16 protein-coding genes are annotated in these 16562 nt (G+C 70.5%); 7 read left to right on the forward strand and 9 right to left on the reverse strand.

The window, feature by feature from the left end:
• Nucleotides 1-4: 4 nt before the first annotated feature.
• Entirely contained in the window at nt 5-934 is a 930-nt protein-coding gene (gene mshD / locus ACWGJB_RS30490) for a mycothiol synthase (protein ID WP_453383270.1), read from the reverse strand.
• A 168-nt stretch (nt 935-1102) separates the two neighbouring features.
• Between mshD and ACWGJB_RS30495 the strand changes: the two genes are divergently transcribed.
• Nucleotides 1103-2899: a bifunctional metallophosphatase/5'-nucleotidase gene (locus ACWGJB_RS30495; protein WP_453383271.1), complete on the forward strand. Its 1797-nt coding sequence runs from the start codon at nt 1103-1105 to the stop codon at nt 2897-2899.
• Nucleotides 2900-3587: 688 nt separating this feature from the next.
• Entirely contained in the window at nt 3588-5375 is a 1788-nt protein-coding gene (locus ACWGJB_RS30500) for an ABC transporter ATP-binding protein (protein ID WP_453383272.1), read from the forward strand.
• A gap of 14 nt (nt 5376-5389) precedes the next feature.
• Here ACWGJB_RS30500 and ACWGJB_RS30505 read toward each other — a convergent pair whose 3' ends face one another.
• The 8 genes from ACWGJB_RS30505 to ACWGJB_RS30540 form a co-directional block, all read right to left on the reverse strand.
• Nucleotides 5390-5992 (reverse strand): PH domain-containing protein, encoded by a 603-nt coding sequence (locus ACWGJB_RS30505; RefSeq protein WP_453383273.1) that lies wholly within the window; start codon nt 5990-5992, stop codon nt 5390-5392.
• A 72-nt stretch (nt 5993-6064) separates the two neighbouring features.
• A complete protein-coding gene (locus ACWGJB_RS30510) occupies nt 6065-6802 on the reverse strand; it encodes a PH domain-containing protein (protein ID WP_453383274.1) in 738 nt (245 codons plus the stop codon).
• A gap of 109 nt (nt 6803-6911) precedes the next feature.
• The gene (locus tag ACWGJB_RS30515) at nt 6912-8360 is read right to left on the reverse strand and encodes a sensor histidine kinase (protein WP_453383275.1); all 1449 of its coding nucleotides are present in this window, start codon (nt 8358-8360) and stop codon (nt 6912-6914) included.
• Nucleotides 8357-9091 carry a response regulator transcription factor gene (locus ACWGJB_RS30520; RefSeq protein ID WP_453383276.1) on the reverse strand — a complete coding sequence of 245 codons (735 nt, stop codon included), beginning with the start codon at nt 9089-9091 and terminating at the stop codon, nt 8357-8359. Before ACWGJB_RS30520 ends, ACWGJB_RS30515 begins: the two co-directional genes overlap by 4 nt.
• A 117-nt stretch (nt 9092-9208) precedes the next feature.
• Entirely contained in the window at nt 9209-9436 is a 228-nt protein-coding gene (locus ACWGJB_RS30525; RefSeq protein WP_453383277.1) for a hypothetical protein, read from the reverse strand.
• Between the two features lie 41 nt (nt 9437-9477).
• Nucleotides 9478-10641: a S1C family serine protease gene (locus ACWGJB_RS30530; RefSeq protein ID WP_453383278.1), complete on the reverse strand. Its 1164-nt coding sequence runs from the start codon at nt 10639-10641 to the stop codon at nt 9478-9480.
• A gap of 225 nt (nt 10642-10866) precedes the next feature.
• The gene (locus tag ACWGJB_RS30535; RefSeq protein WP_453383279.1) at nt 10867-11889 is read right to left on the reverse strand and encodes a LacI family DNA-binding transcriptional regulator; all 1023 of its coding nucleotides are present in this window, start codon (nt 11887-11889) and stop codon (nt 10867-10869) included.
• A gap of 107 nt (nt 11890-11996) precedes the next feature.
• Entirely contained in the window at nt 11997-12785 is a 789-nt protein-coding gene (locus tag ACWGJB_RS30540; RefSeq protein ID WP_362561617.1) for a response regulator transcription factor, read from the reverse strand.
• Nucleotides 12786-12964: 179 nt separating this feature from the next.
• On the opposite strand from ACWGJB_RS30540, the gene ACWGJB_RS30545 reads away from it, so the two are divergent.
• The 5 genes from ACWGJB_RS30545 to ACWGJB_RS30565 all read left to right on the forward strand — a co-directional run bounded on the left by ACWGJB_RS30545 (nt 12965) and on the right by ACWGJB_RS30565 (nt 16553).
• Entirely contained in the window at nt 12965-13801 is an 837-nt protein-coding gene (locus ACWGJB_RS30545) for an alpha/beta hydrolase (protein WP_453383280.1), read from the forward strand.
• 84 nt (nt 13802-13885) lie between these two features.
• Complete coding sequence (locus ACWGJB_RS30550; protein ID WP_450762109.1) at nt 13886-14140, forward strand: MoaD/ThiS family protein; 255 nt, start codon at nt 13886-13888, stop codon at nt 14138-14140.
• A gap of 9 nt (nt 14141-14149) precedes the next feature.
• Nucleotides 14150-15343: a hypothetical protein gene (locus tag ACWGJB_RS30555; RefSeq protein ID WP_453383281.1), complete on the forward strand. Its 1194-nt coding sequence runs from the start codon at nt 14150-14152 to the stop codon at nt 15341-15343.
• Nucleotides 15344-15521: 178 nt separating this feature from the next.
• Nucleotides 15522-16259, forward strand: a complete 738-nt coding sequence (locus ACWGJB_RS30560) for an LmeA family phospholipid-binding protein (protein ID WP_453383282.1) — start codon at nt 15522-15524, stop codon at nt 16257-16259.
• 213 nt (nt 16260-16472) lie between these two features.
• Nucleotides 16473-16553 carry an Ms5788A family Cys-rich leader peptide gene (locus ACWGJB_RS30565; RefSeq protein ID WP_350751515.1) on the forward strand — a complete coding sequence of 27 codons (81 nt, stop codon included), beginning with the start codon at nt 16473-16475 and terminating at the stop codon, nt 16551-16553.
• Nucleotides 16554-16562: the final 9 nt, after the last annotated feature.

Raw genomic sequence — 16562 nt, forward strand, 5'->3', positions numbered from 1 at the left:
GTTCTCACGTCTCCGTGCGGTACATCAGGTCCGTCTCGTGGGTCGTGAAGCCGAGGCGTTCGTACACCGCCACCGCCGCCGTGTTGTCGGCGTCGACGTAGAGCATCGCCGTCGGCAGGCCCCGGTCGGACAGGTGGCGCAGGCCGATGGTGGTGAGGGACTTGCCGAGGCCGCCGCCCTGGGCGGTGGGGGAGACGCCGAGCACGTAGACCTCGCCGAGGCCTTCCTGGTCGTGGACCTTCGTCCAGTGGAAGCCGACGAGTTCGCCCGCGCGCTCGGCGAGGAAGAAGCCGGCCGGGTCGAACCAGGGCTGGGACTTGCGGTCGTCCAGGTCGCGCTGGGTGAGCGAGCCCTGTTCGGGGTGGTGGGCGAAGGCGGCCGCGTTCAGGGCGAGCCAGGCCGTGTCGTCCTGGCCGGGCACGAAGGCGCGGACCGTCACGCCCTCGGGGAGCTTCGGGTCGGGCAGGTCCAGGTTCGTCAACGGGCGGCGCATCTGGCGCAGTTCGCGGAACAGGGTGAGGCCGAGGACCTGGGCGAGATGGCGGGCCGCCGAGTGGCCGCCGTGGGCCCAGACACGCAGTCGCTTGCCGGAGGCCGCGAGGAGGGCGGAGCCGAGCGCGCGGCCGTGGCCGTGGCCCCGGTGGGCGGGGTGGACGACGAGTTCCGCGGCCGGTGCCTCCACCGGGTCGGTGTCCTCCAGCTGGGCGTAGCCCACGAGTTCGTCGCCGACGGTGAGCAGCAGATGGGAGACGCCCTCGCGGGCGCCGCCGCGGATCTGGATCCGGCCCTGCTCGGACACCGGCTGCTGGCCGTCGGAACGGGCCGCCTCCGCCAGCAGCCCCAGCACGGCCCCGGCCTGGTCCGGGGCGAGCGCGGAGTAGGTGTCGATGGAGCGGGAGTACATAGGCGGCCGTGCGGTGTCGTCGCTGGTCATGCGTACGAGGGTACGGGGCCGGACCGGCAAAGTGGGGACACCGGGGAAGGTAAAGGGCGGGGCAACCGGCAACCAAGATGTAACCATGAATCCCCTGTTGCGCTACGCGCGTTGACCCTAGGCTGCGCCGGACCGGGCCACTTCTCAGCAGACCCACAGGGGGGTTCCATGCAAGCGAAGTCCAGACCGTCCAGACGGCGTACGTACGCGCTGCTCGCGTCGGCCGCCGGGCTCGCCACCGTCGCAGCCCTGGCGAGCGCGCTGCCCGCCGACGCCCACTCCGGCAAGGGGCACGGGCACCACGGCCCCAGCCGCTACCAGGACGTCCAGCTCCTCTCCTTCAACGACCTGCACGGCAACCTCGAACCGCCGGCGGGCTCGTCGGGCCGGGTGACCGAGGCGCAGGCCGACGGGACGACGAAGACGATCGACGCCGGCGGTGTGGAGTACCTCGCCACGCACCTGCGCCAGGCCCGCAAGGGCAACCCGTACTCCGTCACGGCCGCCGGCGGTGACATGGTCGGCGCCTCCCCGCTGATCTCCGGGCTCTTCCACGACGAGCCCACCATCGAGGCGCTCAACAAGCTCGACCTGGACGTGACGACGGTCGGCAACCACGAGTTCGACGAGGGTGCCAGGGAACTCGCGCGCCTGCAGAACGGCGGCTGCCACCCCACCGACGGCTGCTACACCGACAAGAGGTTCAAGGGCGCCGACTTCCCCTACCTGGCCGCCAACGTCCTCGACGAGAAGACCGGCAAGCCGATCCTGATGCCGTACTGGGTCTGGAAGAAGAAGGACGTCAAGATCGGCTTCATCGGCGTCACCCTGGAGGGCACCCCGGGCATCGTCTCCGCCGACGGCGTCAAGGGGCTGACCTTCAAGGACGAGGTCGAGACGATCAACAAGTACGCCAAGGTGCTCCAGCGCCAGGGCGTCCAGTCGATCGTGGCGCTGGTGCACGAGGGCGGCTTCCCGGCCTCCGCCAACTACAACTACGACTGCGACTCCTCGGGCGCCGGCAGCGGCATCTCCGGGCCGATCGTCGACATCGCGAAGAACGTCACCCCGGCCGTGGACGCGCTCGTCACCGGCCACACCCACACCGCGTACGTCTGCACGATCGACGACCCGTCCGGCCGGCCCCGCATGGTCACCTCGGCGGCCTCCTTCGGCCGCCTGTACACGGACACCACCCTCACCTACGACCGCCGCACCGGCGACATCGTGCGTACGGCCGTACAGTCGGCCAACCACGTGGTCACCCGGGACGTCGCCAAGGCGCCCGACATGACCGCGCTGATCGGCAGGTGGAACACCCTCGCCGCCCCGATCGGAAACCGCGCCATCGGCTACGTCTCCGCCGACGTCAACAGCACCGGCACCGAGTCCCCGATGGGCGACCTGATCGCCGACGCGCAACTGGCGTACGGCAAGAAGCTGGACCCGGAGACCGACCTGGCGCTGATGAACCCGGGCGGGGTGCGGGCCGGGCTGACGTACGCGGCCAAGGGGAGCGAGGGCGACGGCGTGGTGACCTACGCCGAGGGCTTCACGGTCCAGCCGTTCGCCAACACCGTCAACCTCCAGGACTTCACCGGGGCCCAGGTCATCCAGGCGCTCAAGGAGCAGGTGAGCGGGGGCAACGCCGCCGCCCCGAAGATCCTCCAGCCCTCCAAGGGCCTCACCTACACCCTGGACCTGACGAAGACGGGCGCGGACCGTGTCGTCACCGACTCCGTGAAGCTGAACGGCACCGCCATCGACCCGGCGGCCACCTACCGCGTCGCCACCAACTCCTTCCTCGCGGGCGGCGGCGACGGCTTCACCACGCTCGGCCAGGGCACCGGCGACGTCGTCGGCACCGACGACCTGTCCGCCCTGGCGGACTACCTGACGGCCAACTCCTCGGCCACGACCCCGATCGCGCCTCCGGCCACCGACCGGATCACGATCGTGCAGTAGTCACCCCACACCAGCCCTCGGGCCCGGTGCGCGCACCCGCGTGCACCGGGCCCGTTCTGTTTTATAAAACCTGTGTGAGGCGGTGTCCGGTTCCGCGTTGCTCCTGAAAATTCATCTCAGCCGTAATTCATCGAGGTCTAATTGAAAATGGCTTTCTTCGGCTCGCGGACCACGTAATGTTTTCCATGTCGAAAGCGAACGGCGCAGACGACAGGACGAAGGAGAACATCATGAGCTTCCACAAGATCGCCCCGGTCAAGAAGCACCACAAGCCCGCCCCGGCCCCGAAGAAGCCCGCGCCGAAGAAGCCGGCTCCGAAGCGCCGCCCGGTCGGCGACCAGCGCTGACAAAGAATTTACAGACGTAATTCAAATCAATTCACAAGTCATTGCAGCAGGGCGGTAGAGGAACTGTTGCAGAACCACGACAGAGGCCCCGGCAGAGGCCACGACAGAGAGGAACAGCACCATGAGCTTCCACAAGATCGTCCCCGTCAAGAAGCACCACAAGCCCGCCCCGGCCCCCAAGAAGCCCGCGCCGAAGAAGCCGGCCCCGAAGCGCCGCCCCGTCGACCAGGGCTGAGGCACGCAGCGAGGCGGGGTCACCGGTTGAGTGTGGTCGCACCGGTGGCCCCGCCTCGGCCATGCGCACTCCTGTGCGCACAGAGACAAGAAGGGAGTTGTCGACCATGAGAGAAGCCCGGGTGGCCTTCCGCCGCTTCTGGCCGCTGACCCGCGGCGACCGCAGGTGGCTCGGCGCGATCATCGCCTGCGTGGTGGTGTCCGCGCTCGCCGAGACCGCGGCGATCCTGCTCTTCGCCGACCTCACCGACAACGCCCTGGCGGCCGGTTCGCTGTCCGCCTTCTGGGGCCCGGCCGGCGCCTGGCTGGGCGTCGCCGCGCTCGGCGCGTTCGTCGGCTACTGCGGCAACTCACTGGCCACCTGGACCGCCGAGCGATTCGTGCTTCGGCTGCGCGCCAAGGTCTTCCGGCATGTCCAGGACCTGCCCCCGCACTTCTTCCAGCGGCACCGCCAGGGCGACCTGGTGGAGCGCCTCACCGGTGACGTCGAGGCCATCGAGCAGATGGTCGTCTCGGGTGTCGTCGGCACCGTCGCCGCCGCCTTCTCCGCCGTCTTCTACGCGGCCGCCGCCTTCTGGCTGCGCTGGGACCTGGCCCTGGCCACCTTCGTCCTCGCGCCCCTGTTCCTGGTCGCCGCCCGCCGCTTCTCCGGCCGGATCAGGTCGGCCTCCCAGGACGAGCGGGTCGCGGACGGCGCGATCACCTCCGTGGTCGAGGAGTCCCTCGGCAACGTCGTCCTCACCCAGGCGTACAACCGGCGCCGGGACGAGGAGAAGCGCCTCGACGTCGAGGCCCGCGCCTGGATGCGGGCGAGCGTGCGCGGCGCGCGGCTCAGCGAGATGTACGCGCAGTTCGTCGAGGTCGTCGAGACCCTCTGCGTGCTCGCCGTGATCGGCCTGGGCGTCTGGGAGATCTCCGCCGACCGCATGACCCTCGGCCAGCTGCTCGCCTTCGCCGCCTTCCTCGGCTATCTCTACCCGCCGATCCGCAACCTCGGCCAGCTCGGCCTCACCCTCACCGCGGCCACCGCGGGCGCGGAACGCATCAACGAGATCCTGGACGCCGAGCCCGCCGTCACCGACCCCGCCCGGCCGGTCGGCCCCTGGCCGGTGCGCGGCTGGGTCAGCTTCCACAACGTCTCCTTCCGCTACCCGGAGTCCCTCCGCGCCTCCCTCCGGGACGTCGACTTCGCGGCCGGCCCTGGCGAACTGGTCCTGGTCACCGGCAGGAGCGGCGCCGGCAAGTCCACTCTCTCCAAGCTCCTCACCCGCTTCTACGACCCCTCGGCCGGCGTGATCTGCCTGGACGGCGTCCCGCTCACGGACGTACCCCTTGAGTTCCTCCGGGAGAACGTGGCCCTGCTCCCGCAGCAGACGCTGATCCTCAACGGCACGGTCCGCGAGAACATCGGGTGCGGCCGGCCCGGGGCGACGGACACCGAGATCGAACAGGCGGCCCGGGACGCCGCCGCCCACGACTTCGTCGCCGCGCTCCCCGAGGGCTACGACACCCACATCGCGCCCGGCACGGCCGCCCTCTCCGGCGGCCAGCTCCAGCGGATCGCCATCGCCCGCGCGATGCTGCGCGCCGCCCCGGTCCTCGTCCTCGACGAGCCCACCGCGGGTCTGGACGCGATCGCCGCCCGCCAGGTGGTGACCCCGCTGCGCAGGCTGATGGCAGGCCGTACGACCATCATGATCACGCACGACCTCACCCTCGCCCCCGACGCCGACCGCATCCTGGTCGTCGACCACGGCCGTCTGGTGGAGGCGGGCACACACGCCGAACTCGTCGCCCGCAACGGCGCGTACGCCGGCCTCGCCCACCCCCTCCCGGAGGCGATCGCGGCGCAACCGGCGCCGGTGCCGGACGAGACGATGATCCTCAGGTGGTAGCGGCGCACGGTGGTTCAGGCGAAGGCCAGGGCGAAGACGGCCGCCACGATCGCCGCCGCCAGCGCCAGACCCACCACCACCGACCACGTCTTGCGCCGCGCGATCCGCCGTACGATCTGCTCCTCGACGGCCGGGCGCAGCTCCCAGTCGAAGCCGCGGTACGGGACGGCGGTCAGGCAGATGTCGGTGATCTCGGCGTACGGGTCGTCCAGCTGCCAGTTGTTGAGCTGCGGCAGCGGGAACCGGCGTCCGTCGAAGTCGTACAGGTAGACGATCCAGTCCGGATACGTCACCCCGGAGCCGCCGCCCGGGACGCGCTCGACCCGGATGCCGTACACCTCCCGCCACGCCCAGGTCCGTGCGTGCAGGGCCCACTGCGCGGTGACGCCCTGGGCCGTGACCCGGGTGTGTGCCCGGTACTGGTTCAGCGGGACCATGACCAGGATCATCAGGAACAGCAGCCCGAACCCGAGTGAGCCCCATCTGCGCAGCCCGCTGTCATCCGTGTAGAGCCGTAGGTACGCTCCCCCGATGGTCGCGCCCGCCACCAGGAAGTACCGCCCCGGCAGCCTGCGCCGTCTCCGGTACACGCGCTCCACGCCTGTCGCCTCCCCCATCGAGGCCCCCCTCCTCGGCCCGCACCGAACTGGTGCGCGACCGAGAAGAGGATAAGACCGCCCGCTGTGACGTCAGTCGGGCTGCCGGGTCAGCGAACGCGGCGGCCGGGCGCTCCAGTACCACTGGAGTACGGCGCTCAGCACGAAGCCCGAGGCCACCGGCACGCACACCATCAGCAGGAACGGATGGTCCGCCCGGTCCGCGAACACCAGCGCCAGGGAGACCACGAACATCACCACCATCACGGCGACGGCTCCGTACCCGCCCCACAACCGCGCCTTGCGCCGCACGGCCCCCCGCAGGATCCGCTCCTCGACGTCCGGGCGCCGCTCCCAGCCGAGGCTGCGCTGCGGGGCGGCGGCCAGGCACAGCTCCGAGACCTCGGCGTAGGGGTCGGCCAGCTGCCAGTCGTCGAGGTGCGGGAGCAGGAAGCGGCGGCCGTCGAAGTCGTACAGGTGGGTGAGCCACCGGGGACCGTTCCCGCCGGAACCGCGCGGGAGCGGCTCGACCCGGATGTCGTACACCTCGGACCAGACCCAGGTACGGGTCCGCAGCGGTCCCCGCGCGGTGATCCCGGCGCTCGTGACCCTGGTGTACGCCCGGTACTGCTGCAGCGCGACCCGCGTGAGCACCACGACGATCAGCAGCCCGAAGACGGGCGGCCCCCACCAGTCCCCGCCGTCGCCCTCGTCGTGGAGACGACCGGTCTGGAGGAGGGAGTTGAACAGCACCACCACCAGCAGGACGAGGTACGACCCGGGCGGCCTTCGCCTCTTCCGGTACTCCCGCTCCACTCCACCCTCGGCCACGTCCCGAACCCCTCCCCAGACGCACCGAACGGGTGCGCGACTGGGGAGAGGATAAGCGGCCTGGTTGTGGAGCCTTCAGGCAGATCAAGAGGCGGCCGGGAAGCCGAACCTATTGGCCTGCCTCCGGCAGAGCCGTGGGTGCCCCCGGCAGCCGTACCGTCGCCACCGTGCCGCCGCCGTTCGCGCGGGCCAGGGTGACCTCGCCGCCCGCCTGCTGGACCGTGCGGGCCACGATGGACAGGCCGAGGCCGGAGCCCGGCAGCGCCCGTGCTGAAGGCGAGCGCCAGAAGCGGTCGAAGACGTGGGGGAGTTCGTTCTCCGGGATGCCGGGACCGTGGTCGCGGACCGTGAGGACGCCGCGGTCCAGGGCGACGTCGATCGTGCCGCCCTCGGGGCTGAACTTCACGGCGTTGTCCAGGATGTTGACGATCGCCCGCTCCAGGGCGGAGGGCTCGGCGCGTACGAACCACGGCCGTACGTCCGCCGTGATCTTCAGCTCCGGGCCGCGCAGCCGGGCGCGACCCAGGGCCGCCTCGACCGTGTCCTGCAACGCCACCACCTGGACGCGCTCGCCGCGCTGGCCCTCCGACCGGGACAGCTCCTGGAGGTCGCCGATCAGCGACGCCAGCTCCGTCATCTGCGCCTTCACCGAGGCGAGCAGCGCCCTCCGGTCCGCCGGGGGGATCGGGCGGCCCGTCTCCTCGCTGCGGGTGAGGAGTTCGATGTTGGTACGGAGGGAGGTGAGGGGGGTGCGGAGTTCGTGGCCGGCGTCGGCGATGAGCTGCTGCTGGAGTTCGCGGGAGCTCGCGAGTGACGTCGTCATCGAGTTGAACGAGCGGGACAAACGGGCGATCTCGTCGTCCGACGCCTCCTCCACCGGGATGCGGATACTCAGGTCCTCGGTACGGGCGACGTGTTCGACGGCTTCGGTGAGCTCGTCGACGGGACGCAGACCGGCACGGGCGACTGCCAGGCCGGCGGCTCCGGCGCCGAGAACTCCGATACCGGAGACGAGGAGGAGGATCAGGGCGAGGTCTTTGAGGGTGTCCTGGGTGCTCTGCAAGGGCACGGCGACGATCAGTCCGACGTTGGGGCCCTGCTCCCCGGCGCGGGTCTGAGTGACCAGCACCAGGGTCATCACGCGCAGCGCGTGGCCGTCCTCGTCGGTGCCGTTGCGGAAGTGGAGCTGACGAAGGTCCCCGGACTTGATGACGTCCTTGTCGGCCTGGGTGACCTCGACCTTTCCTGTGGAGTCCATGAGCAGACAGGTCTTGCCGTCCTGCGTGACCGCTTGGCCGTAGCTCGTCCGGAAGCCCTCGGCGTTGGTCACGGTGTCCGTGCAGTCGGCGAGCGCGTTGCCGATCTGCACGCCCTGACCGGGCCCGTGCAGCAGTCCCTTGCCCAGGTCATTGTCCAGCTGCTCGTACAGCTTTCCCTGCACGATGAACCAGCACGTCACCGAGACCGCCGCCACCGCGAACGCCACCGCCGCCGCGACCAGCATCGACAGGCGGGCGCGGATCGGGAGGGTGCGGAAGCGGCGGGCGAGCCTGTTCACTCCGCGCCGCCCTGGCGCAGGACGTACCCGACGCCGCGCACGGTGTGGACGAGGCGGGGCTCGCCGCCGGCCTCGGTCTTGCGGCGGAGGTACATGACGTAGACGTCGAGGGAGTTGGAGGAGGGCTCGAAGTCGAAGCCCCAGACGGCCTTGAGGATCTGCTCGCGGGTGAGGACCTGGCGTGGGTGGGCCATGAACATCTCCAGGAGCGTGAACTCGGTGCGGGTCAGCTCCACCTGCCGGCCGGCCCGGGTGACCTCGCGGGTCGCCAGGTCCATGCGCAGGTCGGCGAAGGTGAGCGCCTCGTCCTCCTGGCCCCCGTCGGCCAACGAGCCCGCGTAGGAGCTGCGGCGCAGGAGGGCACGGATACGGGCGAACAGTTCGTCGAGTTCGAAGGGCTTGACCAGGTAGTCGTCCGCCCCGGCGTCGAGGCCGGTGACGCGGTCGCCGACCGTGTCGCGGGCCGTCAGCATCAGGATCGGGGTCGTGTCGCCCGCCCCGCGGATCCGGCGGGCCGCGGTCATGCCGTCCATCCGCGGCATCTGGATGTCGAGGACGATCAGGTCCGGCTGGTAGGCCGTGGCCTTCTCCAGCGCGTCCGCCCCGTCGACCGCGACCTCGGTCTCGTACCCCTCGAAGGCCAGGCTGCGCTGGAGGGCTTCGCGTACGGCCGGCTCGTCGTCGACGATCAGAATGCGCTGGGGGTCACGGTCGCCTTCGGCGGGGCTCATCGCTCGCGGTTCCTCGGGGTGTGATGGATCGGGGTGCGGTGGTTCGCGGTGGGACGCCTCTCAGCCTCGCATGTTTCCGGGCTGCCGGGTATGCACGCCGGTGGGGCGGAACGTCCCCTAGCCGCGTACCAGGGTCATACGGCTCAGCGGCACCTTGCGCTGGTGCGGCCGGGCCGCGGTCATGCGCAGCCCCATCAGCTCCGGGGCCGGCACGATCTCCGGGGCGCGCGGGGCCGGGGCCACCGTCGCCTCGGTCGGTGCGTTGAGTTCGTATGCCACCTCGAGGGCGAGGTCGAAGCCGGCCGGGCTGTCACTGGTCGTGTGGTGCATAACCTGCTTGATCATGACGTACTCCCTTGCGCTCGGTGTGCTCGTGGTGCCGTGCTTCAGCTGGTGGAGCCCGCCCGCAGCTTGGCCAGGTCGGACTTGACGGTGTTGATCGGGATGGCGAAGCCGAGGCCGACGCTGCCCGCGTCCGAGGAGGACGACGAGGAGTCCGAACTGGCCGAGTACATCGCCGAGTTGATGCCGATGATGTTGCCGCCGGCGTCGATCAGCGCGCCGCCGGAGTTGCCGGGGTTGAGCGAGGCGTCGGTCTGGAGCGCCTTGTAGGTCGTCGTGGACGAGCCCGTGTCGCCGTTGAACTGCTGGCCGCCGAAGGAGAACGGCCACTGGCCGTTGCCGCCGCCGCCCTGGCTCTGCTGGTCCTGGCCCTCGTCGGTGGAGACGGTGACGTCCCGGTCGAGCGCGGAGACGATGCCGCTGGTGACGGTGCCGCTGAGGCCCTCGGGGGAGCCGATCGCGACGACCGTGTCGCCGACCTGGACGCCGTCGGAGTTGCCGAGGGTGGCGGTCTTGAGGCCGGACGCGCCCTGGAGCTTGACGAGGGCGAGGTCCTTGGCGCTGTCGGTACCGACGACCTGGGCGGTGTAGGACTTGCCGGTGCTGGTGGTGGCCTTGATCGACTGGGCGCCGGAGATCACGTGGTTGTTGGTGATGATCTCGCCGTTGCTGCTGATGACGACGCCGGAGCCGGTGGAGGTGCCGTTGCTGAGGGTGGCGGTTATCTCCACGACGCTCGGGCTGACGGCGGCGGCGATCGTGGCGACGTCGCCCTTCTTGCTGGAGGGCACCACGCTGGTGGTGGTGCTGCTGGAGACGACGTCGTTCTTGCCGGTCAGCTCCTGGAAGGCGTACGCGGTGCCGCCGCCGACGGCCGCCGCGACGATCGCGACCGCGGCGAGCAGGGCTATCGGGCCCCGGGTGCGCTTCTGCTTCGCGTGGGCCGAGTGCTCCGGGTGCTCCGCCGTGTGCAGCGGCGGCACCGCCGTGTACTCCGGCAGCTGCGCGGTCTGCGGCTCCGCGGTGACCTGCGGGACGGCCTGCTGCTGCAGCGGCTGCTGCGTCGGCTGGTGGGCCGGCGGGGGCGGCCACTCCGGGTTCACGGAGGTGGAGGCGTGCTGCTGCTGGGGGTACGCGCCCTGGTAGGCGTCACCCTGGGGACCCTGGGGGTTCTCGTACTCGCCGCTGCGGCGGAGGCTCTCGGTCATGACAAATAGCTTGTCCCGTGACCATGAGAGCTTCCTGAGGGCCCGCTGAGAACGCCGCGAGAAGCGCGTTTGCCCGATATAAGGAACCTTCTCGCAGGTCGGGCGAGGTTCTCAGAAACCGTTCATGAAGCGTTTCCTGTAGGTCCGGTAGGGCGCTGCGGTGAGCGCCCCTTCAGGGGCGCGGGGAACTGTGCGAGCAGCCCCCACTCAGCCGCAGCCGAAGAACTACATGCACCCGCAGGACCCACGCACCACCAGCCTCGAAGGGAACGTCTTCAGACGCTCCCTCCGCGACCCCGCCACCCGCAGCCCGTCGTCCAGGACCAGATCCACCGCCGCCCGTGCCATCGCCGGGCGGTCCGATGCGATCGTCGTCAGCGGCGGATCCGCCAGCGCCGCTTCCTTGATGTCGTCGAAGCCGGCCACCGCCAGCTCGCCCGGCACGTCGATGCGCAGCTCGCGGGCCGCCCGTAGCAGGCCGATCGCCTGGTCGTCGGTGGAGCAGAAGAACGCCGGCGGCCGGTCGGGGCCGGCCAGCACCTCCAGAGCCACCCGGTACGCGTCGTACCGGTTGTACGGCGCCTCGTACAGCCGGCCCTCCGTGGTCAGGCCCGCCTCGTCCATGGCCCGCTTCCAGCCCTCGACGTGGTCGGAGACCGGGTCGCCGACGGCCGGGGTGTCCGCCGTACCGCCCATACAGGCCACGTACTCGTAGCCGTGCTCCAGCAGGTGCCGGACGGCCAGCTGGGCGCCACCCAGGTCGTCCGTCACCACTGCCACGTCGTCGATCGCCTCCGGCCGCTCGTGCAGCAGCACCACCCGGGCGTCCCAGGCGTCGATCTCGGCGGCGGCCAGATCGTTCAGCGCGTGGGAGACGAGGATGAGGCCCGAGACCCGCATCCCCAGGAACGCGCGCAGATAGTGGACCTCGCGCTCCCCGACGTAGTCGGTGTTGCCGACCAGCACCATTTTTCCGCGCTCGGACGCGGCCTGCTCCACCGCGTGCGCCATCTCGCCGAAGAAGGGCTGACGGGCGTCCGGGATGATCAGTCCTATGAGGTCCGTACGCCGGGATGCCATCGCCTGGGCGACCCGGTCGGGCCGGTACCCCAGTTCCTTGATCGCGGCGAGGACACGCTCGCGCGTTGCCGGTGCGACCGGCCGGGGTCCGTTGTTGATGACATAACTGACAACGGCGGTCGAAGTCCCCGCCAGCCGCGCCACATCATCCCGAGTCACCTTGGCCACGCGCGGAGTCTACGCGGATGGACCCGCTCTGGGCAGGGCGTTTCGAAGCTTCGCTTGCGGAAGCAATGCCCTGTCCGGGCGACGGCCATGCCTCGCCCGGACCACCACTACGCCTCCGCCGGTACCTCGACCGCTTCCGGGGCCGCCGAAGCGTCCGCATCCTCCGGCTTTGGACCCTCCGCCCGTGCCCTGGCCTCGTCGCTGACCCGTTCGCCCCGCTCGCCCTTCTCCGGGGTAACGAATCGATAACCGACGTTCCGGACGGTCCCGATCAAGGACTCGTGTTCCACACCGAGCTTGGCGCGCAGCCGCCGTACGTGTACGTCCACGGTCCGGGTGCCGCCGAAGTAGTCGTAGCCCCAGACCTCCTGGAGCAGCTGTGCACGAGTGAACACCCGGCCGGGGTGCTGGGCCAGGTACTTGAGGAGCTCGAACTCCTTGAAGGTGAGGTCGAGGACCCGTCCCTTGAGTTTGGCGCTGTACGTCGCCTCGTCCACCGAGAGGTCGCCGTTTCGGATCTCCATGGGGGAGTCGTCGTTGACGATCTGCTGGCGGCCCATGGCGAGGCGCAGCCGGGCCTCGACCTCGGCCGGGCCGGCGGTGTCGAGGAGTACGTCGTCGATGCCCCAGTCGGCGGTGACGGCGGCGAGTCCGCCTTCGGTGACGACCAGGATGAGTGGACAGCCGGGGCCGGTGGAGCGCAGCAGCTGGCAGAGGCTGCGCACCTGGGGGAGGTCGCGGCGGCCATCGATGAGGATGACGTCGGCGCCCGGGGTGTCGACGAGGGCGGGGCCTTCGGCCGGAGCGACCCGCACGTTGTGCAGGAGCAGCCCGAGGGCCGGCAACACCTCCGTCGACGGCTGGAGGGCGTTGGTCAGGAGCAGCAGAGAACTCATACGTCTGGTTCCTCCTCGGTCCCTGCGAGGACTGTGTGCAATGACACTGCGCTGCGCTCCCGAGCCTCCGTACACCCGCGGTCACGTGGAGTTTCCCGCTTCGTATACAGAGCTTCCGAAAGCACAAAAGGACCCGGTGGCGGCGCTGCCCGAGTCCTCTGCACAGCAGAATAGCCCACATGAGCAACGGTCCGGCAGGTCATGTGGCACGTTCCGCCATTCGTCCGAACTGTGAGACAAGCAGAAGCACCCCTATCCGGACGTTTCTGCGCACGGACGACGGGGTTTCCGTCGATTCCGTATACGATCCCGCCTCCGTCGTATACGACGGCTCCCAGCCACGCTCCCGTGACCTGGTGTTCGTCCTGGCCCATGGTTTCACCGGCGACGTGGACCGGCCACACGTACGACGGGTGGTGGCCGCCCTGACGGATTACGCCCCGGTGGTCAGCTTCTCCTTCCGGGGCCACGGCCGCTCCGGCGGCCGCACCACGGTCGGTGACCGCGAGGTCCTCGACCTGGCGGCGGCGGTGCGCTGGGCGCGTCACTTCGGGCACGCCCGGGTGGTGACCGTCGGCTTCTCGATGGGCGGCTCGGTGGTGCTGCGGCACGCGGCGCTGAACGCCGGGGTGGACGCCGTGGTCTCGGTGTCGTCCCCGGCCCGCTGGTACTACCGGGGCACCGCCCCCATGCGCCGCGTCCACTGGCTGGTCACCAGACCGGAGGGCCGTCTGGTCGGCCGCTACGGCTTCCGCACCCGTATCCACCACCGCGACTGGGACCCGGTGCCGCTGTCCCCGGTGGAGGCGGTGCCCAGGATCGCCCCCACCCCGCTGCTGATCGTGCACGGCGACAGCGACGGCTACTTCCCGGTCGACCACCCCCGGATGCTCGCGGACGCGGCCGGTGGCGCCGCCGAGCTGTGGCTGGAGCCCGGCATGGGCCATGCCGAGCACGCCGCGGACGACCGGCTGCTGGCCAGGATCGGCGACTGGGCGACCTCCCGGGCGGGCTAGCCTGAGCCTGTAAAACTGCTACACAGCCGACTGATTGTTCTTACTGGTTCTCACTGGTTCTTACTGAGTCTCTTGAGGAAGCTGATGCCCAAGGTCACGGTGCGCTACTGGGCCGCCGCGAAGGCCGCGGCCGGCATCGCCGAGGAGCCGTACGACGCGGACACCCTCGCCGAGGCGCTGACCGCGGTACGGACGCGACACCCCGGGGAACTCGCGCGCGTCCTGCGGCGATGTTCCTTCCTCATCGACGGTGACCCCGTGGGGACGCGCGAGCATGAGACGGTACGGCTGGCCGAGGGCGGCACGGTCGAGGTGCTCCCGCCGTTCGCAGGAGGGTGAGCGAGACCGATGACCAACCAGCCGCACGAGGGCTACGACCCGTATCAGCAGTACCAGCAGCCTCAGCAGCAACCCCAACAGTCCCAGCAGCCCCCCGCCCAGCCCCAGTGGGGGTACGAGGAGCAGCAGTACGCCACCCAGCAGTGGCAGGGGCAGACCTGGGAGACGCAGACGCACGCGCCGGTACAGGCGGCACAGCCGCAGGCCCCGGCCGCGGAGACGGCGTACATGCCCCAGCAGACCTATACACCGGCCCAGCAGCAGGCTCAGCAGCAGGCCCAGGCTCAGCAGCAGGCCCAGGCTCAGCAGCAACCGGCCTACATGCAGCAGCCGCAGCAGGCACAGCAGCCGCAGCCGACGCAACAGCCGACGCACACACCGCCCCCGGCCCCCGGCTCCGGCCCCGCTGAGCCCGGCACCGGCTACGGCCCCGCGACCCTGGCCGGCAACGCGCGCATCACCGACGCGCAGCGGGCCCGCCTGGAGGGTCGTTCGCCGATCATCGAGCCGGGGATGCAGCCGGCCCTGCTGACGGGCCTGCTGGGTCTGCTGCTGGCGGTGGCGGCCCCGGTCTCCGCCTACGCCCTGGTGGTCCCCCTGGTGATCCTCCAGGCGGTGACGGCGGCGGGCTGGTTCCGGCTGAACGGCATGTGGCCGGCCCGGCAGGGCATCGCCCTCGCGTTCCTCGGCGCAGTGGCGGCGGACGCCGCGGTGCTGGTGGCGGGCCGCGACCAGGCTCCGGCGGCGATCCTCGGCCCGCTGGGCATCTGGGTCCTGCTCTCCCTGGTCCTCCAGCTCCGCTCGCACGCGGACCCGGACACCCGTATGTACGGACTGATGGCCACGGTCGCCGCCTCCGCGCTGGCGATCATCGCGACGGGCTTCCTGGGCGCGGACCCGGACGCGGCGTCGGTGGGCGCGGCGGCGGTCGCCGTGGCGGTGGTGGCGCGGGCGCTGCCGCTGCCGACGGTGGCGTCGGTGGTGGTGTCGGTGCTGGCGGCGGCCGGGGCGGGCATCGCGGTGGGCGGCATGACCGGGGTGGGCACCAAGGGCGCGCTGATCGGCGCGGGGGCCGCGGTGTGCGCGCTGGCCGGTCACCGTGCGGCGAGCTACGACTACCCGTCGAAGTTCGTCCACTTCACGGCGGGCGTGGCGCTGCCGCTGGCCGCGGCGGCTCCTGCGGTGTGGATCCTGGGGCGGTAGTTCTCGGCTGCGGGTGCGTTGTGGGTGCTCGCGCAGTTCCCCGCGCCCCTGAAGGGCGCGGGGCTGTCGTCGGTGTTGAAACCTGTCACAGGTGTTCGACAATCTCCCGGTTGCCGTCCCCGGCAGGGTTAGCGTGAACTCGCCGTTATCGAACGCCGACCCGGGGGACCCCACCACCATGCGAGCCCTGCGTATCTTCCTGATCGTCGTCGTCATCCTCGGCGTGCTGTTCGTGGTCGTCGACCGCGTCGCCGTGCACTTCGCCGAGGGCGAGGCCGCCGGCAAGCTGAAGACGACGGAGGATCTCGCGAGCACCCCCGACGTCTCCATCAAGGGTTTCCCGTTCCTCACCCAGGTCGCCGGCGGCACGCTGGACGACGTGGAGGTCGGCATCAAGGACTACGACGCCGCCACCGGCACCGCCGGCAAGTCGATCCGCATCGAGGACCTGAAGGCCGACATGAAGGGCGTCACCTTCTCCGGCGACTACAGCTCCGCCACCGCGCGGACCGCCACCGGCACCGCGCTCGTCCCCTACAGCGAGCTGCTGAAGAACGCGGACGCGCAGCCCACCGACCTCGGCCTCGGTTTCACCGGCAAGGTCGTCGGTCTCGCCGACGGCGGCAACGGCAAGATCAAGGTCACCCTCGACGTCACGGTCCCCGGTGTGGACGCCCACCAGAAGCTGACCGTCCTCAGCACGGTCACCGTCAAGAACAACAACGTGCAGGTGCACGCCGACAACCTGCCCAAGCTCGCCGGGGTCAGCCTCGTCGAGGACCGGTTCCGGCAGGCCTCCGACTTCCAGCAGGCGATCAGTCAGCTCCCCGGCGGCATCCAGCTGGACAAGGTGGAAGCGGCGGCGGACGGTGTGGAGATCGGGGTGAAGGGTTCGAACGTCCGGCTGGCCGGGTAGAAGGCGCCACGGCGGCGGCCGACACGGCAGACCGAACGCGTCCATCTGTCGAGACGGCGGTGTCCGTACCGTAGATGGGGCGACGGACGCGGCGGGGCGGCGGCTGCTCGATCACGCCCCGGACCGCCACCCCGTCCCATAATCCGGACGATCGCGTCTCATCATGCGACATGCCGGTGACATGCCCGGCCATCCGTCCCTACGATCGAGCCCATGAAGCGTCAGGCGGATCTCACGAAGCGGCGGGCAGTCGACCTGTGCCGCGTCGCCGCCATGCTCTGTCGCCCCTTCTGACGGTGGAGG

It is taken from the genome of Streptomyces sp. NPDC054813 (genome assembly GCF_053611365.1).